18 protein-coding genes, 1 tRNA gene and 2 pseudogenes are annotated in these 19,496 nt (G+C 62.8%); 12 read left to right on the plus strand and 9 right to left on the minus strand.

Going from position 1 to position 19,496, the window contains the following annotated elements:
- Positions 1–99: 99 nt before the first annotated feature.
- Positions 100–975, minus strand: a complete 876-nt coding sequence (gene gluQRS, locus NKI19_RS27220) for a tRNA glutamyl-Q(34) synthetase GluQRS (protein ID WP_352951254.1) — start codon at positions 973–975, stop codon at positions 100–102.
- 122 nt (positions 976–1,097) lie between these two features.
- Here gluQRS and NKI19_RS27225 point away from each other — a divergent pair, with 122 nt between their 5' ends.
- Entirely contained in the window at positions 1,098–1,739 is a 642-nt protein-coding gene (locus NKI19_RS27225; protein ID WP_352491829.1) for a DNA-3-methyladenine glycosylase family protein, read from the plus strand.
- Positions 1,740–1,868: 129 nt separating this feature from the next.
- Positions 1,869–2,426 carry an HNH endonuclease gene (locus NKI19_RS27230; protein WP_023677956.1) on the plus strand — a complete coding sequence of 186 codons (558 nt, stop codon included), beginning with the start codon at positions 1,869–1,871 and terminating at the stop codon, positions 2,424–2,426.
- 151 nt (positions 2,427–2,577) lie between these two features.
- Here the strand turns inward: NKI19_RS27230 and NKI19_RS27235 are convergent, their stop codons facing one another.
- Positions 2,578–3,096 (minus strand): disulfide bond formation protein B, encoded by a 519-nt coding sequence (locus NKI19_RS27235; RefSeq protein ID WP_352491828.1) that lies wholly within the window; start codon positions 3,094–3,096, stop codon positions 2,578–2,580.
- A gap of 29 nt (positions 3,097–3,125) precedes the next feature.
- Entirely contained in the window at positions 3,126–3,713 is a 588-nt protein-coding gene (locus NKI19_RS27240) for a YqaA family protein (RefSeq protein WP_023677958.1), read from the minus strand.
- A gap of 274 nt (positions 3,714–3,987) precedes the next feature.
- Between NKI19_RS27240 and NKI19_RS27245 the strand changes: the two genes are divergently transcribed.
- Positions 3,988–4,072 (plus strand) — tRNA-Leu (locus tag NKI19_RS27245).
- Positions 4,073–4,180: 108 nt separating this feature from the next.
- On the opposite strand, the gene NKI19_RS27250 is transcribed toward NKI19_RS27245, so the two are convergent.
- From NKI19_RS27250 to NKI19_RS27260, 3 genes are all read right to left on the minus strand, one after another.
- Entirely contained in the window at positions 4,181–4,789 is a 609-nt protein-coding gene (locus NKI19_RS27250; RefSeq protein WP_352566907.1) for a hypothetical protein, read from the minus strand.
- A 424-nt stretch (positions 4,790–5,213) separates the two neighbouring features.
- Complete coding sequence (locus tag NKI19_RS27255) at positions 5,214–6,494, minus strand: GNAT family N-acetyltransferase (RefSeq protein ID WP_352491826.1); 1,281 nt, start codon at positions 6,492–6,494, stop codon at positions 5,214–5,216.
- Positions 6,494–7,894, minus strand: coding sequence for a lipopolysaccharide biosynthesis protein (locus NKI19_RS27260; RefSeq protein ID WP_352491833.1), 1,401 nt, complete (start codon positions 7,892–7,894; stop codon positions 6,494–6,496). Before NKI19_RS27260 ends, NKI19_RS27255 begins: the two co-directional genes overlap by 1 nt.
- Positions 7,895–8,157: 263 nt before the next feature.
- On the opposite strand from NKI19_RS27260, the gene NKI19_RS27265 reads away from it, so the two are divergent.
- The 4 genes and pseudogenes from NKI19_RS27265 (at position 8,158) to NKI19_RS27280 (ending at position 10,076) form a co-directional block, all read left to right on the plus strand.
- Positions 8,158–8,355 (plus strand): hypothetical protein, encoded by a 198-nt coding sequence (locus NKI19_RS27265; protein WP_352922309.1) that lies wholly within the window; start codon positions 8,158–8,160, stop codon positions 8,353–8,355.
- A 383-nt stretch (positions 8,356–8,738) separates the two neighbouring features.
- Positions 8,739–8,947, plus strand: a pseudogene (locus tag NKI19_RS27270) (hypothetical protein); the annotation flags it as partial.
- Entirely contained in the window at positions 8,910–9,101 is a 192-nt protein-coding gene (locus NKI19_RS27275) for a hypothetical protein (protein WP_352491825.1), read from the plus strand. The pseudogene NKI19_RS27270 and the gene NKI19_RS27275, both read left to right, overlap by 38 nt.
- 24 nt (positions 9,102–9,125) lie before the next feature.
- Positions 9,126–10,076, plus strand: a complete 951-nt coding sequence (locus NKI19_RS27280) for a 2-hydroxyacid dehydrogenase (RefSeq protein WP_352491824.1) — start codon at positions 9,126–9,128, stop codon at positions 10,074–10,076.
- A gap of 288 nt (positions 10,077–10,364) precedes the next feature.
- On the opposite strand, the gene secA is transcribed toward NKI19_RS27280, so the two are convergent.
- On the minus strand, positions 10,365–13,097 hold the full coding sequence (secA, locus tag NKI19_RS27285) for a preprotein translocase subunit SecA (RefSeq protein ID WP_352491822.1): 2,733 nt from the start codon (positions 13,095–13,097) through the stop codon (positions 10,365–10,367).
- 252 nt (positions 13,098–13,349) lie between these two features.
- Here secA and NKI19_RS27290 point away from each other — a divergent pair, with 252 nt between their 5' ends.
- Positions 13,350–14,267 carry a peptidylprolyl isomerase gene (locus NKI19_RS27290; protein WP_352491821.1) on the plus strand — a complete coding sequence of 306 codons (918 nt, stop codon included), beginning with the start codon at positions 13,350–13,352 and terminating at the stop codon, positions 14,265–14,267.
- A 338-nt stretch (positions 14,268–14,605) separates the two neighbouring features.
- Here NKI19_RS27290 and NKI19_RS27295 read toward each other — a convergent pair.
- Positions 14,606–15,193 (minus strand): annotated as a pseudogene (locus NKI19_RS27295) (TetR/AcrR family transcriptional regulator); the annotation flags it as partial.
- Between the two features lie 109 nt (positions 15,194–15,302).
- Between NKI19_RS27295 and NKI19_RS27300 the strand changes: the two are divergent.
- Positions 15,303–15,539: a putative antibiotic biosynthesis monooxygenase gene (locus NKI19_RS27300; RefSeq protein WP_352491820.1), complete on the plus strand. Its 237-nt coding sequence runs from the start codon at positions 15,303–15,305 to the stop codon at positions 15,537–15,539.
- 3 nt (positions 15,540–15,542) lie between these two features.
- Here the strand turns inward: NKI19_RS27300 and NKI19_RS27305 are convergent, their stop codons facing one another.
- On the minus strand, positions 15,543–16,769 hold the full coding sequence (locus NKI19_RS27305) for a caspase family protein (protein ID WP_352491819.1): 1,227 nt from the start codon (positions 16,767–16,769) through the stop codon (positions 15,543–15,545).
- Between the two features lie 179 nt (positions 16,770–16,948).
- Here NKI19_RS27305 and argJ point away from each other — a divergent pair, with 179 nt between their 5' ends.
- Genes argJ through NKI19_RS27320 form a run of 3 tightly spaced genes read left to right on the plus strand, consistent with a single transcriptional unit; the run spans position 16,949 to position 19,388 of the window.
- A complete protein-coding gene (gene argJ, locus NKI19_RS27310; RefSeq protein WP_352491818.1) occupies positions 16,949–18,190 on the plus strand; it encodes a bifunctional glutamate N-acetyltransferase/amino-acid acetyltransferase ArgJ in 1,242 nt (413 codons plus the stop codon).
- Positions 18,190–18,969, plus strand: a complete 780-nt coding sequence (locus NKI19_RS27315; RefSeq protein ID WP_352491817.1) for a GNAT family N-acetyltransferase — start codon at positions 18,190–18,192, stop codon at positions 18,967–18,969. Before argJ ends, NKI19_RS27315 begins: the two co-directional genes overlap by 1 nt.
- Positions 18,966–19,388, plus strand: a complete 423-nt coding sequence (locus NKI19_RS27320) for a (deoxy)nucleoside triphosphate pyrophosphohydrolase (RefSeq protein WP_352491816.1) — start codon at positions 18,966–18,968, stop codon at positions 19,386–19,388. The genes NKI19_RS27315 and NKI19_RS27320 overlap by 4 nt, the downstream gene beginning before the upstream one ends.
- The last annotated feature ends 108 nt before the right edge of the window (positions 19,389–19,496 follow it).

A 19,496-nucleotide genomic window follows, 5' to 3' on the forward strand; every position in this document is an offset into this window, starting at 1 on the left:
GCATGATCCAAGATACCTGAAACCGCCGGGCCTTGCTCGCGCAAAGATGCGATTCAGCTAACAAAATCAAACGCTTGTCGTTTGCGGACGGAAACTAGTCTAGAGATCGACCAGCCGCCTGACATCGGCGGGCGATGCGCCCGCCTTACGCTGGGCGGCAAGGCCGGTATCGCCAAGGCTCTTCGACAGTTTTCGTCCATCCGGGCCGAGGATCAGGCGATGGTGAAAATAGGCCGGCTGCGGCAGGCCAAGCAGTTGCTGAAGCAGCCGCTGCACGCTGGTCGCGGAATAAAGGTCCTGGCCGCGCACGACATGGCTGACGCCCTGGAGCGCGTCGTCCGTGGTGACGGCGAGATGATAGCTGGTCGGGATTTCGCGACGCGCCACGATCACGTCGCCCCAATCCTGCGGACGGGCTTCGACGCGACGCGTCGCGGAGAGCGTCTCGTCCGTATATTCGGCCCATGACAGGTCCTTGCCGGCGCGCGCTATTGCAGCATCAACGTCCAGCCGCCAGGCAAATGGTACATTTTCGGCGATGCGCCGCTTGCGTTCGCTCGTCCTCAACGCCTTGTCGGCGGCGGGATAGAGCGGCACGCCGTCCGGGTCGCGCGGCCAGTCGCGACCGCGCTTTTCGCTGTCGGCGATGAAGGCGCGGATCTCACTTCTGCTCATGAAGGCCGGGTAGACAAGCTCTTCCTTGATCAGCCGCTCGAGCGTCGCCCGATATTCGGCAAAATGCTCGGACTGGCGGCGCACCGGTTCTTCCCAGCCAAGCCCCAGCCATTTCAGGTCGCGAAAAATGCCTGCCTCGAATTCCGGCGTGCAGCGCGTCGTATCGATATCCTCGATGCGCAGCAGCAGGCGTCCACCCGCCGCCTTTGCCAATTTCTGATTGAGCAGGGCCGAATAGGCATGGCCGAGATGCAGTTCGCCGTTCGGGCTCGGCGCGAAGCGGAATGTCAGCAGTGTCATTGTCCGGCGGCAATCGGGTTGTGCGGCGCTTTCGCCAATTGCTACTTTGCGCCGGTGGCGTCGTGCGTCCAGAGGGACGCGTGACGAAGCGTGCGGCACTTTTGATTTTGGAACAAGCAGACATGCAACGCATCGCCAGTCTCGACGACATTGCGCAAGGGCTGGATAGGCTATGCTTACTCGACCCACGCCTGGAACAAGTGCGCGGCATGGCCGGCGAAGTGCCGCTCAGGTTGTCGGAGCCGGGGTTCAGGAGCCTTGCCTCGATCGTTGTTTCGCAACAAGTGTCCCGCGCGAGCGCCGATGCCATCTTCGGCCGGCTGACGAAACTGCTCGATCCGCTGACGCCGCAGGCGATCCTTGCCGCCGACGAGGCGATCTTTCGCGAGGCCGGGCTGTCGCGGCCCAAGCAGAGCGGTCTGATTGCCGTCGCCCGGGCGGTGGCCGGCGGGCTCGACCTCGATCACCTGTGCCGGCTAGATGCAAGCGAGGCGATCGCGGCCATGACCAAGGTGCCGGGCATCGGCTCGTGGACGGCTGAAGTCTACCTTTTGTTTGCCGCCGGACACCCGGATATCTTTCCGGCGCGCGACGTTGCTTTGCAGAGCGCGGTCGGCCATGCGCTCGGCATCGACCCGCGTCCGCCGGAGAAAATGCTGATCCGGCTTGCCGAATCATGGAGCCCGTGGCGCGGTGTCGCATCGCGGCTTTTCTGGGCTTATTATCGCGAATTGAAGGGCAGGGATGCCGCGCCTCCGGCCTGAATCCGCAAAAAAGCATTGAAATCATGCGTTTTTGAGACCCGGCATGATCGACAATCCGCTTCACATCCCTGTCATGTCGGGCTTACAGTATCCGCGTCGACCGGTTCTAGGGTGAAGGAGGTCAACGACGTGACGGTTGCCGTATCTCCGGATGGGCTTCCAGCGCTGGTGCTGAATGCGGATTACCGTCCGCTCAGCTATTACCCCCTGTCGCTCTGGTCCTGGCAGGATGCCATCAAGGCGGTGTTCCTCGAGAGGGTGAACATCGTCGCCGAATACGAACACGCCGTCTCTTCACCGACCTTTTCGATGAAGCTGCCGAGCGTCGTCAGCCTGAAGGCTTACGTGAAGCCGTCGAGGCATCCGGCGTTTACCCGTTTCAACGTCTTCCTGCGCGACCGTTTCCAGTGCCAATATTGCGGCACGCCGGACGATCTGACGTTCGACCATGTCATTCCGCGCCATCGCGGCGGCGCCACGACCTGGGAGAACGTCGTCGCTGCCTGCTCGCCCTGCAATCTGAGGAAGGGGGGCATGATGCCGGCCCACGCCAAGATGTGGCCGCTGCAGAAGCCCTATCAGCCGACGGTGCATGATTTGCATAATAACGGCCGGCTGTTCCCGCCCAACCATCTGCACGAAAGCTGGATGGATTATCTGTACTGGGATGTCGAACTGGAGCCGTGAGATCATCCGATAATTCGGGATGCTGGCCGTCTGCAGCGATTGTCTGCGCTTCCGATGCTCACGGACTAATGTCCGCTGCGCTTCGGTTCTCGCCAATCACTCCATACGACTCAGCCTGCCGAATTCTTGGATGATCCCGTGTCGCGCTAAATCAGTCGCGGGCGAAGGCGCTGCGGAAGGCTACGACTGCCAGGACAAAGCTGGCGATGGCGTTCCAGCCGGCCAAGGATAGGCCGAGGATGCGGAGCGCCGCCTTGTCGCAGGAGGGCGGGACGAATTTGTCGAGCGCGTCGAGCACGCCCTTGCCGCCGGTGTCCACCGGCCCGGCGGCGGCGGTGCAATCGGTCGGGCCTGGCCACCACGCCCATTCGACGCCGGAGTGATAAACGCCGAGATAGACGCCGTAGAGCATCAGCAGGCCGCCAATAGCCAGCAGGCCACGGCTTACCCAGGCGGGTGCGTGAAGAGCCGACGCCAGCACCGCCAGCAGCATCAAGGGCACGCCGACGTAGTAAGGCGTGCGCTGCTCGAGGCAGAGCTTGCAGGGGATGTAGCCGCCGAGATACTGGAAGGCCAGCGCCGAGCCGACCGTGGCGGCCATGGCGACAGCGAGAAACAGGGCGGTGCGCAGCCGCTGGCGTCCGGTATCGGGATTCACGGTCGCTGTCATCGGACTCAGTCCATTCGGTTCGATGCCGTTCAGACGGCGTATTTGACGACGATATAGAGCAAAATCAGGGCAGCGGCGGCGGCGCCGGCAATCTGGCCAAGGCGCTTTTCGATGAAGTGGCGGATCGGCTCGCCATAGCGGCGCAACAGCCAGGCGAGAAACAGGAAGCGGGCGCCGCGGGCAACAATTGCCAGCACGATGAAAAGCAGCAAAGGAACGCCGATGACGCCGGACAGGATCGTCACCACCTTGATCGGCGGCAGATGGGCGAGGCCGGAGGTGACCAGCATCAGGATGATGAAGCCGACACCCGACGAGACGCGCATCGCCTCGAACTCGTCATATTTGCCATAAAATTCGAGGATCGGCCGCGCCACCGCATCATAGGCATAATGGCCGATGAACCAGCCGGCGATGCCGCCCAGCACCGAGGCGACGGTCGCGACCAGCGCGTAACGATAGGCGCGATCCGGCCGCGACAGCGCCATCGGCAGATAGAGCACGTCGGCCGGCACCAGGAACACTGAGCTCTCGACGAAGGCGATGAAGGCCAGCCACCATTCGGCGGATTTGCTCGCCGCCAGCGACAAGGTCCAGTCGTAAAGTCCGCGAAGCATCGGCACTCCTAATGCACGCCCAAACCAGTAGCGGTCTTGGGATCACGACATGGCACAAACAAGACTTGGAAGCGCCCCGCATCAACCTCGTCGGACAGCGTGCGCTTCAATGACATGCGCCGCCTGTCTAGAAAGATTTTCCGCGCTGCACAATGGCAGCTGCTTCACGAAACCGAAAGCCTGGGCTTGGGCTAGATAGGTTCCCGGGAATTGGCCAGTTGACGAACAGGCCTCCAACCGTATAGTCCGCGCCCATCCAGGCCGCCCGGCCTGAGCCCCTATGGCGGAATTGGTAGACGCGCTCGACTCAAAATCGAGTTCCGCAAGGAGTGCTGGTTCGATCCCGGCTAGGGGCACCATTTTCCCATCCGTCGAGAGAGCTCGGTTTGGTCGTTATCCCAGGAGCCTCCTGAGATAACTGAGGCCCCGAGCGCTTTCGACAACCCAGACTGTATCGGAGGTAGCTATCACATCGGCCCCGGCACCATCTTGGTCGGCTGCTCCGGCATCGGAAATGCATAATTGTCGCATTTCACGTCCGGGTTCGTCGGGCTGAACATTCCGAGCGGGTTCTCCTTGAACAGCCAGGCGTGAAGGTCGTAGTGGTGGAACTCCTTCGGGATGAGCGGATAATGCCCCTCCATCGGCCCCATGAATGTCTGGCCGAAAAGCTTCGGCGGCTCCTTGGTGTCCGGCGTCAAGGGCACGAGCCATTCCACACCGACCAGGCGCAATTCGCCGCCGACCGGCTCATAGATCAGCACATTGGGACGCGTCGGATCCGCGGTCGGGCCGACAGTCGTGACGTTGACGAAATGGATCCCCATCGCACCCTTCGGATAGTCCATCGCCCCCTCTACCTTTTCGCCGCTGTAGAAGACGCATCCAACCGTCGATAGATAAAGCTCGCGAATGGCAACCTTGTAGTCTTCATACCTGGACAGCGATTTACGCAGGGCATCGATCTCGGCCTTGTCGGGGTCGGCGGCCCGAGGCGCCGCAGCGTTCAGACAGGCGCCAACGAGACCTGCCAAGGCGACGATACCGAGATGCCTGAGGTGAGTTGTTTTCGTCATGCATTCCTCCCAGATTTTCTCTTCTGGCCGTGCAGGACCGAGGCGGCAGTGATGCTGGACGCGCGGCCGTAATTGATCGCCTCATCCCGGTTGGGACTGCGTCGATGCTAATCCTTTCCGCTGATCGGGAGAATTAACCCTGACGACCTAGGCCCGAGCGGACCGATGGCGCGGAGACCAGGGCAATCGCATAGGGGCAAGTACCCCCTCACCCGGATTGCCAACCGAATTGCGAAGGGCAATTCGGGGCAATCCGACCTCTCCCCGAGGGGAGAGGAGGAGATCGCCAGCGCTGCGTCCGCCTCTTCTCCCCAAGGGAAGAAGGTGGCCGCGAAGCGGCCGGATGAGGGGGACTCCATATGCAATAGCCCATGGTGCGGACCGGACCAACGGCCGATCCGGTCGCATCCCTAGACCCGATGCACTAGCGCCGCCGCAGCAGGCTCCTCATCCGGTTGCGCAGCAGGCGGGCCATGTTGCGGGTCTCGCGGTAGAGGTGGAGTTGCGAGGCCGCCTGGCGGGCGGGGCGGTCGGCATCCGGCGTCAGCCCGATCACCAGCGTGCCCATCGGCTTACGTTCGCTCCACAGCCGGCTCATCACCGGATGGTCGGGCACCGCGCACGAATCGGTCATCATGATGTTGGGGTCGTCGAGATGCTGCCTGGTCACCTCGATCATTAGCAGCGTGCCCGGCGAATAGGCGGCGAGCGTCTCGTCATAGGCCGTCTTCCAGGTGTAGGCGACGCCGGCCTCGACGAAGACGACCAGGCAGGCGATCGTGCGGCCGTCGAGCGTCAGCGAATGGATGCGGCAGAGATCCTGCTCGGCCAGCCGGTGCACCGCCTCGCGGGCGAACGCGGCGCGGTAGCGGTCGATGGCCATGGCCGTGCGCTCGCGGCCTTTCCAGCCGGCAGCCTCCAGCGTCAGGAAGTTTTCGATGGCGTGGCGGATCTCGTCCGGCCCGCGCGCGACGACATGCTCCAGCCGGCCGAGATCGGCGAGGCGGCGCTTCAGGCGGCGAAACTCGCGATAATGGTGGGCGCGCAGCGAGGCCTTCAGATAGTCCTCGCCATCGAGCTCGCTTTCGAGCACCGGGCGGTCGGCCTTGCCGGTGGTGACCAGCGTCAGGCCGCGCGTCTCGGCGACGCTGGCGAGCAGGCTCGCAACCGGGCCGTCCAGCCTTATGTCGGGCAGCACGAAGACCTTCGGCAGCTTGAGATGCGGCCTCGACAGCATCGAGAAGAAATCCTCGATGACGCCGATCGGATCGTCGCGGTCGACCAGCGGCGTGCCGATCGGGCCGAACGGGCTCGACCAGGTGCGCATGACGGGAACCCCGAGCGGCACCATCGGCCGCTCGACCGAGAACGGCACCAGCAGGCGCAGCCGGTTGCGATACTGGTCGCCGTCGCGGATGACGGCCAGCCGCACCTCGCGGTCCTCGAGCCTCGGCATCGCCGGCGCCAGGAAGCGCGGATTGAAGAAGACGTTGGGCTCGATCGTGCGGGTACAGAGATAGTCGAGCTCCTCGACCAGGTCGAAGCCGGCGGAGGCCGGATAGATGGCAAGCCTGCGCTCGGGCCGGTTATTGGCGAGGATCTCGACATGGGCGGGATCGGCATCGCGGGCAAGCCCGGCAAGACCGGACACCATGGCGCCGGCCGGGCCGCCGCTGGTTTCCTCGAGCAAGGGGACGGCAGCCATCAGGCGGCTCCTTTGGCGGGCACGAAAATGGCCATGGCGATGCCGAGCTTGCGCCAGACCGTAAAGGACAGTGCACCGGCCTCGAAGATCATGGCGAAGACGGTGGCCATCGCCGCGCCCCACAGGCCGAAGAGCGGGATCAGCACGACGCTGAGCGCGATGTTGAAGGCCAGCGTCATGGCATAGACGGCGGCGCAGATGTTCTGGTTGCCGCTCATGGTGAGCAGGCTTTCGCAAGGGCCGACGGCGGCCCGCGCAACGACGCCGAACACCAGCAGGAACAGCAGCGGATAGCCGGCGGAAAATTCCGGGCCGAACAGGGTCAGCATCGGCTCGCCCAGCGCCAGCACCAGCAGCGCCATCGCCAGCGACGGCCAGAAGGTCCACGACACGGTTTCGCGGGCGAAGGCGGCGAGCTTTTGCGGCTCGCCATGAGTGAACTGCGCGTAGCGCTGGGCGACACCGGCCTTGACCGCGAAATAGACGAAATGCACCAGCGCCAGCGTCTTGACCGTGGCGAAATAGACGGCGACGTCGTTGGGATCGAGATAGGCGCCGACCATCAGCACGTCGGCATTGGTGAGCAGGAAGAAGAAGCTCTCGACCAGGAAGATCGGCAGCGAGACGATGAACCATTGGCCGAAATGCAGCTTCATCGGCCCGGCCGGAATTCTTTTGTCTATCCGCGAGGTGACGCCGATGAGCTGCCCGAGCGTGGTGGCATAGGTGGCGGCAATCGCGGCGAAGATCGCGGTTTTGGCATCGGGCGCGTAGCCCGCCAGCAGCATCAGCGCCATGAACGCCAGGATCAGCACTGGCCGCACCAGAAAGGTCGGCGACAGCGCAAACAGCGCCCAGGAATTGGCTCGCGCCAGCCCTTGCAAAAGGTCGGACATGGCGATCATCGGCAGGCAGATGATGCCGAGGATGAACGGCACGACGTAGTAGTCTTCGATATAGGCCGACAGCAGCCAGACGCCGAGCGCGCCGATGCCGGCGATCACCGTCGAGGCAATCAGCACGAACAGCCGGCTGGCCCGCACGATACCGCGCAATTCGGCCAGCATGCCGCGCTCGCGATATTCGGGGATGAAGCGGATGATCGAGGTGTGGAAACCGAGGCAGGCGAGATTGCCGACGATGACCATCGTCACCCACACGAGCACGAAAATGCCATATTCGAACGAGCCCATCCAGCGCGCCATCAAGACCTGGCTGACGAAGGCGATGACGGCGCTGACGATGCGGACCGAAAAGGCGATCAGCGACATGCGGCCGGCTTCGCCGCGCGCGCCGGCGCTGAACAGCACGGCATCGATCAGGCCAAGCAGCGGCCCGATGCGCAGCGCAAGGCGCTGCGGCAAGAACCGCCCGGCTGTCGTCGCCGCGGAAAAGCGCACCCCGATCACACTCCGTTTTCCGCCTCTTTTCTGGCTATGCGTGTAGCGAAAACACATTAAGAAACGGTTGGGTGGGGTCCCCTTCGCCCCGTCTCTATACGGGGAGAAGGTGCCGGCAGGCGGATGAGGGGCGGGTGCGCTGCTTCATATTCATCATTCGCGCAACCCTTCACCCTGCTCGGTAGTGTCTCAGTTTGAAATACGCGGAAACGCCTATCTCGTTTGCCCCATATGCGAAAACGCCTATATGCTTAGCGGAACGCATGGCAGCAACAATGGTCTACACTGTCATCTGGTATGGAAGGCAGGGCATCGTCGACAAGGTGATCTTCGACGAGGAGAAGACCGCGAAAGATCATGCAACCTCCATGTTCCAAACCCGAAAGGGTGACGATGGAATCGTGTCCGTTGAAGTTCGTAAGGACAACGGCGCTGTCGTCTTTAGCCATGCGGAGAACTAGGAATGCCAACCGGACCTAAAGGCCAGAAGCGCCCGGCCGACATTATCGGCACTGCCGTTCGCGTCATGCGCATTGCCACTGGCGAGGAAGCCGACGACGTGACTGACGACAGCAAGGACCTGCCGCGAAAGCGCTGGGCGCGAAAGGCGGCAAGAAGCGGGCCGAGATTATGTGGCCAGAGCGTCGGGCCGAGATCGCCAAATATAGCCGCCAGTGAAAACCTGATCGCAGCATCTGCCGAAATAGGCTTTTGCAAGAATCTCTATCCCAGAAGAGGGATGCGTGGAATTCAACCAGCTAGGTGACCTCGAACGCCGTGCCCTGCGTCCCGGCAACGTCCACAGTGCCGACAGCAGGAAGGAGGTTCTGGCACCACTTACCAGCTGACAAAGAAGCTCATCAAGATCGGTGCCGAGGTTATCAGCCATGGGCGTTATGTCGCCTTCCAGATGCGGAGGTCGCTATCCCGAGGCAACTCTTCACCGAAATCCTGCGGCTGATCGCGGAACTCCGGCCATCGCCCATCCATCACCGGCGTGTCCGGCTCGGTTGTCATGCGTTCCATCAAAACCAGGGGAGAATTATGCCTTGAAGAAAGCGAAATCGATATCCTCGGCCAGCAGCGGGGCAGACATCACGGCTTTGGCGGATCACCAACGCCATTTTTGCCGGGGTCTGTTCTTGCAACTGGTGCCAGTTTGCGCAAACCTCAGTCTCAACAGACTGGTAATCCGGTGGATGCCTGATTACCTGAATCTGGGAGGGGCGAAGTGTTAGGCGAGCCCATTACCGTTCTGATGGTCAATGAGTATCCTGACTACATTGATGCACAAGTATGGGCTGCTGAGCTGAAAACCCGTGTGCCGCAGCTGGAGTTCAGGCTTTGGCCAGACGCCGGGAACAAAAGTGACATAGATATTGTGCTGATCGACAAGGGCGCCAGGCCTGGCTTTTTTGATGCCATGACGGGGCTAAGCGCCGTCGTCTATTTGGGAGCCGGTGTCGAGGGTATTGATCTTCAGAGCTTTCCCAAGAGTGTTCCGCTCATCAGGCTCGCAACGCGTGAGCAGGCTTCGGAAGTGGTGCAGTACATCGTCCTTCGCGTTCTCTGCCAGCAACGGCATGTTGCGGATTACATGAGTCTACAAGCCCGCAAGTTGTGGAATCCGATCGCGCCGCGGAAGATCTCCGAGACAAGACTTGTTGTGCTGGGTGCGGGCCGGATCGGTGGCTGGGCCGCAAAGCTGTTTGCGGACTTTGGCTACGACACAGCAGTCTGGTCTCGTCATCAAAAGACGCTTCCCGGTATACACAGTTACTTTGGCCGTGCCCAGCTTGCGGACGCACTCACAAATCGGGACTACGTTATCTGTTCACTTCCCCTGACTGGTGACACTCGTGGGATACTGAACTCGAGTGCCTTTGGAAAAATGAAGCGAGGTGCCTACCTTGTGAATGTCGGCAGGGGCGCGCATGTCAACGAAGCCGACCTGATCCGCGCTCTCGACGAAGGTCAGCTTTCTGGCGCTTGTCTTGACGTGTTTGAGCGTGAACCGCTGGAGGCTTCATCGCCGTTGTGGACCCATCCCAAGGTGACCGTCACACCTCATGTCGCGAGCTTCTGGGTGGATTCTGGAATCGACCAGGCCGCCGATCTCTGCGGTCAAGTCGCAAGAGGAGAGCCTCTGTCCAACGAGATCGACCTCGAACGGGGTTATTGAATCGAAGTAGTGTCTTTACCCACTTTAGCAGGTTCCGATCTTCGTGAAGCGCGGACATCAGCGCGTGCGTCAGCCGGCTATTAGATTTCAAACTGAAACACCACCGACGGTCGAGATACAGAAAATTCGAAATGCGTATTTTGGTATCGGCGGGACAGCGCCCCCTGTGGCCTGCCGGCCATCTTCCCCTCAAGTGGGGAGATCGACTAGTCGCAAACGCCTCTGCTGCCCCTCATCGCCCTTTCGGGCACCTTCTCCCCGTATGACGGGGAGAAGGGAAGTGGGTGCTTACGCAAACGCCCCATGACAATGCTTGTACTTCTTGCCCGACCCGCATGGGCAGGCTTCGTTGCGGCCGACCTTGCCCCAGGTGGCCGGGTTCTTCGGGTCGCGGTCTTCGGGGGCAACGATGGCATTGGTCTCCTGGCGGACCAGCACGGCCGTCTCGCCGCCTTCGAAATCGTCTTCGCCGGTGCTGCCGTCGATATGGCTGCCGAACATGTCCGGGGCTTCGGGCGGCGGCGCTTCCGCTGCCTGGCGGACCAGTTCGACGCGCATCAATTGCGCGGTGACGGCCTGGCGCAGATTGCCCAGCATCGCCTGGAACAGCTCGAACGCCTCGCCCTTGTACTCCTGCAGCGGATCGCGCTGGGCATAGCCGCGGAAGCCGACGACCGAGCGCAGATGGTCGAGGTTGACGATGTGCTCGCGCCACAGATGGTCGAGCGTCTGCAGCACCACGGAGCGCTCGACATAGCTCATCACGTCGGGGCCGAATCGCTCGGCGCGATCCTTGGCGGCCGCTTCGGCGGCCTGGCTGATGCGCTCGCGGATGTCGTCCTCGGCAATGCCTTCTTCCTTGACCCAGTCCTCGACCGGCAGATCGAGGTTGAGGAATTCGGCGATCTCGGCCTTGAGCCCGGCGACGTTCCACTGCTCGGCATAAGCGTTTTCGGGGATGTTCTTGGCGACGATCTCCTCGATGACGCCTTCGCGCATCTCGGTGATGGTCTCGGACAGGCCTTCGCCGTCCATCAGCTCGAGGCGCTGTTCGAACACCACCTTGCGCTGGTCGTTGGAGACGTCGTCATATTTCAAGAGGTTCTTGCGGATGTCGAAGTTGCGCGCCTCGACCTTCTTCTGCGCCTTTTCCAGCGCCTTGTTGATCCACGGATGGATGATCGCCTCATCTTCCTTGAGGCCGAGCTTCTGCAGCATGCCGTCCATGCGCTCGGAACCGAAAATGCGCATCAGGTCGTCCTGCAGCGACAGGAAGAATTTCGAGCGGCCGGGATCGCCCTGTCTTCCTGAACGACCTCTAAGCTGGTTGTCGATGCGGCGCGATTCGTGGCGTTCGGTGGCGAGCACGTAGAGGCCGCCGGCGGCGAGCGCCTTTTCCTTCAGCCGGGCGATGTCGTCGCGGATTTCCTTTTCCCTGGTCTCGCGCTCGGGGCCGGCCGGCATGTCGCCAAGCTCCTCGGCGATGCGCATGTCCGCATTGCCGCCGAGCTGGATGTCGGTGCCGCGGCCGGCCATGTTGGTGGCAATGGTGATGGCGCCGGGTTTGCCGGCCTGGGCGACGATCGCCGCCTCGCGCTCGTGATGGCGGGCGTTCAGCACCTCGAAATCCTTGAAACCTTCCTTGCGCAGGCGTTCGGCCAGTTGTTCGGACTTTTCGATCGAGGTCGTGCCGACCAGCGTCGGCTGGCCCTTGGCGCGGGCTTCCTTGATCTCCTTGACGATCGCCTTGTATTTTTCCTCGACCGTCCGGTAGACCTCGTCGTCTTCGTCGATGCGGATGACCGGCAGGTTGGTCGGGATCTCGGTGACGTCGAGATTATAGATGTTGGCGAATTCTTCGGCCTCGGTCAGCGCGGTGCCGGTCATGCCTGCGAGCTTCTTGTAGAGGCGGAAATAGTTCTGGAAGGTGACCGAGGCGAGCGTCTGGTTCTCCGGCTGGATCGCCACATGCTCCTTGGCTTCGAGCGCCTGGTGCAGGCCCTCCGAATAGCGGCGGCCGGGCATCATGCGGCCGGTGAACTCGTCGATGATGACGATCTCGCCGTTGCGCACGATGTAGTCCTTGTCGCGCTGGAACAGCCGGTGCGCCTTCAGCGCGTTGTTGACGTGGTGGACGATGGCGACGTTCTCGACATCGTAGAGCGACTCGCCCTTGAGCAGGCCGGCATCGCGCAGCATGTTCTCCAGCTTCTCGGTGCCTTCCTCGGTGAAGATCGAGGTCTTCTGCTTCTCGTCGATCTCGTAGTCCTGCGGCTGCAGCTGGATGATGAAGGTGTCGATGGTGTTGTACATTTCCGAACGGTCCTCGAGCGGACCGGAAATGATCAGCGGCGTGCGGGCTTCGTCGACCAGGATGGAATCGACCTCGTCGACGATGGCGTAGCTGTGACCGCGCTGCACCATCTGGGCGCGCTCGTATTTCATGTTGTCGCGCAGATAGTCGAAGCCGAGCTCGTTGTTGGTGGCGTAGGTGACGTCGGCGGCGTAGGCGACGCGGCGCTCTTCGTCGGACAAGCCATGGACGATGACGCCGACCTTAAGGCCGAGGAATTTATAGACGCGGCCCATCCATTCGGAGTCGCGCGTGGCCAGGTAATCGTTGACGGTGACGACGTGGACGCCATTGCCGGCGAGCGCGTTGAGGTAGACGGGCAGCGTCGCCACCAGCGTCTTGCCTTCGCCGGTCCGCATCTCGGCGATGCCGCCATTGTGCAGCACCATGCCGCCGATCAGCTGCACGTCGAACGGCCGCATGCCGAGCACGCGGCGGGCGGCCTCGCGCACGGTGGCGAAGGCCGGCACCAGCAGGTCGTCCAGGCTGGCGCCGTTGGCGATGTCCTGGCGGAATTTGTCCGTGCGGGCCTGAAGCTCGGCGTCGGAAAGCGCCCGCATCTCGTTTTCCATGGCGTTGATCGCCTCGACCCGTGGCCGGGTCGATTTGACCCGACGATCGTTGGAGGAGCCGAAAACCTTACGGGCGAGACCGCCGAGACTGACCATCCAATGGCCCTTTCGATAGCATTCCAAGTCATTGCGACGGGCGCCGGCCGGCCCCATCAACTCCACGTGAACGCGGACAAACGCAAAAAGCGCCCGGAAAACGGTTCTGGACGCAAAGTCGTTGGACAGATAAGAGGGGGCTCATTCGATGTCAACGCCGCGCTCGCCCTGTAGACCGCGCCAAATTCCGCCACAATCCTGCTGGTCTGGAAGCCATTCCGCTCTAGCTACCCCGCTTTGGAGATAATCGTAATGTCCTTATTGTTCCGCTGTGCGTCGCTCGCCAGCCTTGGTCTGGCATTCGGACTGTCGGCCCTGTCGCTATCGCCATTGATGGCGCAGGAAGCCGCCCCTGCCCAGCCGGCAGCACCCGCCCCGGCGGCCAAGCCGGTCGATCCGAATGCCGTGGTCGCCACCATCAACGGCCAGACGCTGACCGAGGCAGACCTTGGGCTTGCCGAGGGCGAGCTGTCGCAGCAGTTCGCGCAGCTTCCGCCCGAGCAGCGCCGCGCCGCGGCGCTGTCGGCGGCGATCGAAATCCGCGTCATGGCGGCTCAGGCGGTGACCACCGGCCTCGACAAGGATCCCGACTTCCAGCGCCGCATGGCCTTCCTGCAGCAGCGCGCGCTGCATGGCGAAATGGTCGAGAAGGGCGTCGTCGACAAGGTTACCGATGCCGAGGTCCGCGCCCGCTACGACCAGGAAATCGCCAACACGCCGCCCAGCAATGAGGTGCACGCCCGTCACATCCTCGTGAAGACGAAGGAAGAGGCAGACGCCATCATCAAGCAGCTCGACGGCGGCGCCGACTTCCAGAAACTCGCCAACGAGCACACCAGCGATCCGAGCGGCAAGACCAGCGGCGGCGATCTCGGCTGGTTTGGGCCTGGTCAGATGGTGCCGGAGTTCGACAAGGCGGTGTTTGCGCTGGCGGTCGGCAAATACACCGAGCAGCCGGTGCAGTCGCAGTTCGGCTGGCACGTCATCAAGGTCGAGGACAAGCGCACCAAGCAGCCGCCGGCCTTCGACCAGGTCAAGGACCAAGCGCGCCAGGCGGTCATCCGCGACAAATATTTCGCGCTGGTCAAGTCGCTGCGCGCCAACGCCAAGGTCGACATCCCCGATGCGAACCTGAAGAAGACGGTCGACGCACTGGAAAGCGCCAAGTAGGCGAGGGCGATCACATCAATTATTGATGTCAACGCCGCCCCTCATCCGCCTGCCGGCACCTTCTCCCCGTATAGTGACGGGGAGAAGGGGTGGTCACAACCTTGGTGCGCTTCTTGCAACGCTTGAGGTTGGCGAAATCAATCGCGAAGGCGTCCTTCTCCCCGTCACTATACGGGGAGAAGTGCCCGGCAGGGCGATGAGGGGCGGCGCCGACGCCAACAATTTATCTGATGTCTCTACCGCAACCGAGTGTACTCGCCCTGTCGCTTCTATTTGGTAGGGCGAGCGATGATGCGTCGACGACGCCGCCGGACCGCCGAGGCGTCGCCGGCATCGCCAGCGACAATGCCTTTCAAGATATAATGTACCGCCCTGCGTAAGGTCGCTTCGTCCTCGTCCAGCCGGTCTGTCAGAAGGTGCGCCCAGGCAAACGAGGCGATCAGGTCGGCGACGACCGTGGCATCGACATCGGCCGCCACCTCTCCCCTTGCCTTGGCGCGTTCGACCATCTGGCCGGTGTGGACACGACGCCCTCTTGCGTATTCGGCGAGGGCGGCGGCCGCTTTTTCGTCCGACTGCGCCTCGGCAATCAGCGATCTGAATACGCTGCCCGACGATGTGTCGCGCCAGTGCGCGAACAAGCTCTTCAGGAAGCCGACGAGATCCTGCTCAAGGTTCCCGGTATCAGGATTGTCGACGCGCTTTTGCCGCTGATAGACATCGAGCAGCAGAGCGGCCTTGCTTGGCCACCAGCGATAGATCGTAGGTTTTCCGGCGCGTGCGCGGCGCGCCACCGCCTCGATCGAGAAGCCGGAATAGCCGGCTTCGACCAGTACTGCCTCGGCGGCATCGAGAATGGCATCGGCGCTTTCGGGGCTGCGCCGTGCGCCGGCTGACTTGCGCCCGGGATCGGTGGCTCCGCCCATTTCTTTGTCCTTACCCGCGATTTCTGCAGCCATCATATACAACTCTTGACGAAACGAAACGATCCGTTTTATATGTAACGAAACGTTCCGTAACGATAGAGAGAACAAAATGGCTTCGACCGCCGCCACCCGCTTTTCGCGCCTGCGCTTCGCTTTGCTGGTGCTGCTCGGCGTCTACCCGCTGATCACAGCCATTTTGTACGTGGTTTTTCCGCTGACGCAGGAATGGCAAATCTGGCAGCGTACACTGGTCATCGCGCCGCTGATGGTCTCGATCATGATCTGGGGAGTGATTCCGGGCGTGCAGCGGGTGTTTCGCGGGTTCATCAACCCTGCGGTCCGCTGATGTTCATTCCAGCGCTTGCGACGTTTCCGACGCAACCCGCCATGCGCCGTAAGTCATAACGAGTTCCAGCGTCACCTGCGCCTTGCCGGTCAGGCGCTGCGCCGATTTGTTCTTCGGCACATAATCGTAGCTCATGGCGAAAACCACGTCGGCACGTTCCTTGCCGTGCGGCGTCACCTCGAGGCTGCCGGGCTCGAGGCCGAACGACCACGACGCCCATTGCGCGAACCAGTCGGTCTTGACCTTGACGATGGCCTCGCTGTCGTAACGCGTGCCGTAGATGGTAGCCGACGCACCGTAAAGCCGCTTGACGGTTTGGCGCATTCTCCTGGCATCAGGCGCCAGATAGTCCTCGCGCAGGAACTTTTCGATGGCACCCTTGTCGCCGACGGAGCGCTCGAGCGCAGCCACCTGCGACGCGGGCGCCGGGCTGACGGCCGGTTTCGGTTGCTGGGCAGTGTCTCCGCCCGGAACGAATTCGAAGCGCTCGAGCAGCGATCCCTGCTCCCAGGGACGCTGCGCCTCGCGCGTTGCGGAAACGACGTCGCGGCGCACCGCGATCATCATGTCGTTGATGCTCTGTCCGGGCTCGGCCATGTGCCGCAAAAGTGCCGCGGCAAAGGGCGAGTTGCGCCCCGTCCCGTCCATTGCGACGGCGCCGGGTGCCGTCGAGAAGGCGATGAACGAGCCGCGTGTCGACTCGAACTGGGCAAGGCCTGCGAGAGCCGTCGCCGAGCGTGTCGTGGCGCTGCGGCTGAGGCTTCGGGCAAACGGGTTGTTGCGGCAGGCATCGAGGAAGACCAGGCTGACCTTGGTCTGCTGCTCCATGATGTCGAGAACCTCGTCGATCGGCACCGCCTCGAGCTGCAGCTTGACCGGCATATCCAGCCTGGCGTCGACCGGCACGATGAAATTGCGCCCGTCGACCTGCAGGCCATGGCCGGCATAGTAGAACAGCCCGACACCGGCGCCTTGCAGCGCATCGGAGAATTCGCCGATCTTGCGTTCGAGCTCGCGCTTGCCGAGATCGTTGCCTTCGATCACCTCGAAGCCGATGGCGCGCAGCTTGTCGGCGATGTCGAGCGCATCGTTGACGGGATTGGCCAGCGTACCGGCTTCGGCGTAGCTGCCATTGCCGACCACAAGCGCTACGCGCCGCGCCGTCTGCGCATCGGCCCGCAGCAGCAGAAAGCCCAGAAACGCTAGTGCCAAGACCACAAGCCTGCCCATGGGGCAGTATCATAGCGCTATGGGTCGCAGCGACGCCAACAAATTTGCAACAGCCGGCTTGCTGCATGAGGCGATGTCAGGCTTCCGGCAGCCGTAACGGCTGTGAAACGCCTTGCGCCAGCGCGTGCTATCGGGCAAACCGGCGTTCCTTTCGCGATTTTTCCCGCCCGGGGTCTTCCATGTCCACACAGGTTTCGCCGCTCGCGCCGAAGAAATATCCCAAGATGCCGGTGATCGAGGGCGTGCGCATCGCCACCGCCGAGGCCGGCATAAAATACAAGAACCGCACCGACTTGCTGGCCATGGTGTTCGACGCCGGCACCACCGTCGCCGGCGTGTTCACCAAATCAAAGTGCCCGTCGGCGCCGGTCGATTTCTGCCGGCAGAACCTCGTGGCTGGCAAGGCACGCGTGCTGGTGGTCAATTCCGGCAATGCCAATGCCTTTACCGGCCAGAAGGGCCGCGCCTCGACGGCACTCACGGGCGAGGTGGCGGCGAAGGCGGCCGGCTGCACTGCAGGCGAGGTATTCCTGGCCTCGACCGGCGTCATCGGCGAACCGCTCGACGCCGGCAAGTTCAACCATCTGCTGGCCGGGCTGGTCAAGGACGGCAAGCCGGAATTGTGGGCCGAAGCCGCCAAGGCGATCATGACCACCGACACCTATCCCAAACTGGCGACCGCGACGGTCAAGCTCGGCGATGCCGACGTCACCATCAACGGTATCGCCAAGGGCGCCGGGATGATCGCGCCGGACATGGCGACGATGCTTTCCTTCATCGCCACCGATGCGCCGATCGCAGCACCGGTGCTGCAGGATCTCCTGTCGCGCGGCACGGCCAAGACCTTCAACGCGGTTACCGTCGACAGCGACACCTCGACCAGCGACACGCTGCTGATGTTCGCCACGGGGGCTGCCGCCAGGCGCGGCGCGCCGGCAATTTCCGATCCCAAGGATGCTCGCCTCGGCGCCTTCCGCCGTGCCCTCGGCAAGGTATTGAAATCGCTGGCGCTGCAGGTGGTGCGCGACGGCGAGGGCGCCCGCAAGCAGGTCGAGGTCACCGTCACCGGGGCCAAATCGGCCCGCTCGGCCAAGCGCATCGCGCTGTCGATCGCCAATTCGCCGCTGGTCAAGACGGCAGTCGCCGGCGAGGACGCCAATTGGGGCCGCGTCGTCATGGCCGTCGGCAAGGCCGGCGAACCGGCCGACCGCGACCTTCTGTCGATCTGGTTCGGCGACAACCGCCTGGCGTATCAGGGCGAGCGCGACGCCGCCTATTCCGAGGCGGCGACTTCGGCGTATATGAAGCGCGACGAGATCCGCATCCGCGCCGATATCGGCATCGGCCGCGGCAAGGCGACGGTGTGGACCTGCGACCTCACCAAGGAATATGTCGCCATCAACGGCGATTATCGGAGCTGATGGCGTTGGCTTCCAGACATCCGGCAAGCGTGTTGGCGATCGTGCGCCGCTATGAGGCGGCCGGCTTTCGCGCTTGGCCGGCGGCCGCCGTCCATTATGACGGCACCTGGGTGGTGCGGCTGACGGCCGGCCACCCGGCCAAGCGGCTGAATTCGGTCAATCCGCTCGATCCAGGCGACATCCAGCACATTGCCGAGCGCATCGGCCGCGCCAGCCGCCGCTTCGACGCCTATGGCAGGCCGCTGACCTTTCGCATCTCGCCGCTGTCGGGGCCGGATCTTTCAAAGTACCTCGACAGCGAGGGCTGGAGCATATTCGCCGAATCGCTGGTCATGCGGCTGCCGCTGGCGGACGCCGCGCTCGACGACGCCATGGACCAGATTCCGTTGAAGGACATCAGCCGTTTCATCGGTGCCGCACTTAAGGTGAGCGGTTCGGATGTGTCGCTGCGGCCGGGCCTGTCGGAGATCATCGGCGCCATTCAGCCGGAGGCCGGGCTGTTTGCGCTGGAGGCCGGCAGCGAGCCGCTGGCAACGTTGATCTGCGTGCATGACGGCGATCTTGCCGGACTGTTCGAGATCGCCACCGACAGATCGGTGCGCAACCAGGGCCATGGCCGCCATCTCATCCGCTCGGCGCTGAAATGGGCGCGGCTGCGCGGGGCGCGGGAAGCCTGGCTGCAGGTCGAGGCGGACAACGCGCCGGCGCTGGCGCTCTACCGTTCGCTCGGATTCGATGAAGTCTATCGCTATCACTATCGCCGGCCACAAGGCGCATGAGCGGCTTGGATACTGTCGGCAAGCGCCTGCTCCTGGTCGCCGCCTGCGCGCTGGTCGATGCCGACGGGCGCGTGCTGTTGGCGCAGCGGCCCGAAGGCAAGCAACTCGCCGGCCTGTGGGAGTTTCCGGGCGGCAAGGTCGAGCCCGGTGAGACGCCGGAACAATGCCTGATCCGCGAATTGTACGAGGAGATCGGCATCGAGACCGACATCCCTTGCCTGGCCCCACTCACCTTCGCCAGCCATTCCTACGATGATTTTCACCTGCTGATGCCGCTGTTCGTCTGCCGTCGCTTCCGCGGCATTGCCCAGCCGAAGGAAGGCCAGGTGCTGAAATGGGTGCGGCCGCGCCAGATGCGCGATTTTCCAATGCCGCCGGCCGACGCCCCGCTGATCCAGTTCCTCATCGATCTGCTGTAACGGCCGACCTCCCGCAAACCAGGTAGCTCCACAACGGGCTGCCAGCAGCGTTAATGAAAGATTTATCTGGCCGTGAAAAATTGACGCAAGACGGTTACGCCGATTCCA

Origin of the sequence: Mesorhizobium sp. M0751, from assembly GCF_040320265.1 — a bacterium.
Lineage (GTDB): Bacteria > Pseudomonadota > Alphaproteobacteria > Rhizobiales > Rhizobiaceae > Mesorhizobium.

Excerpts from the sequence above, each read along its gene's own strand:
- NKI19_RS27235 (WP_352491828.1), bottom strand. The coding sequence starts at position 3,096 with ATGACAGCGACCGTGAATCCCGATACCGGACGCCAGCGGCTGCGCACC.
- NKI19_RS27265 (WP_352922309.1), top strand. The coding sequence starts at position 8,158 with ATGGCAGCAACAATGGTCTACACTGTCATCTGGTATGGAAGGCAGGGC.
- NKI19_RS27290 (WP_352491821.1), top strand. The coding sequence starts at position 13,350 with ATGTCCTTATTGTTCCGCTGTGCGTCGCTCGCCAGCCTTGGTCTGGCA.
- NKI19_RS27300 (WP_352491820.1), top strand. The coding sequence starts at position 15,303 with ATGGCTTCGACCGCCGCCACCCGCTTTTCGCGCCTGCGCTTCGCTTTG.
- NKI19_RS27305 (WP_352491819.1), bottom strand. The coding sequence starts at position 16,769 with ATGGGCAGGCTTGTGGTCTTGGCACTAGCGTTTCTGGGCTTTCTGCTG.
- NKI19_RS27255 (WP_352491826.1), bottom strand. The coding sequence starts at position 6,494 with ATGGCTGCCGTCCCCTTGCTCGAGGAAACCAGCGGCGGCCCGGCCGGC.
- NKI19_RS27250 (WP_352566907.1), bottom strand. The coding sequence starts at position 4,789 with ATGACGAAAACAACTCACCTCAGGCATCTCGGTATCGTCGCCTTGGCA.
- secA (WP_352491822.1), bottom strand. The coding sequence starts at position 13,097 with ATGGTCAGTCTCGGCGGTCTCGCCCGTAAGGTTTTCGGCTCCTCCAAC.
- NKI19_RS27225 (WP_352491829.1), top strand. The coding sequence starts at position 1,098 with ATGCAACGCATCGCCAGTCTCGACGACATTGCGCAAGGGCTGGATAGG.
- gluQRS (WP_352951254.1), bottom strand. The coding sequence starts at position 975 with ATGACACTGCTGACATTCCGCTTCGCGCCGAGCCCGAACGGCGAACTG.
- NKI19_RS27320 (WP_352491816.1), top strand. The coding sequence starts at position 18,966 with ATGAGCGGCTTGGATACTGTCGGCAAGCGCCTGCTCCTGGTCGCCGCC.
- NKI19_RS27315 (WP_352491817.1), top strand. The coding sequence starts at position 18,190 with ATGGCGTTGGCTTCCAGACATCCGGCAAGCGTGTTGGCGATCGTGCGC.
- NKI19_RS27240 (WP_023677958.1), bottom strand. The coding sequence starts at position 3,713 with ATGCTTCGCGGACTTTACGACTGGACCTTGTCGCTGGCGGCGAGCAAA.
- NKI19_RS27275 (WP_352491825.1), top strand. The coding sequence starts at position 8,910 with ATGCGTTCCATCAAAACCAGGGGAGAATTATGCCTTGAAGAAAGCGAA.
- argJ (WP_352491818.1), top strand. The coding sequence starts at position 16,949 with ATGTCCACACAGGTTTCGCCGCTCGCGCCGAAGAAATATCCCAAGATG.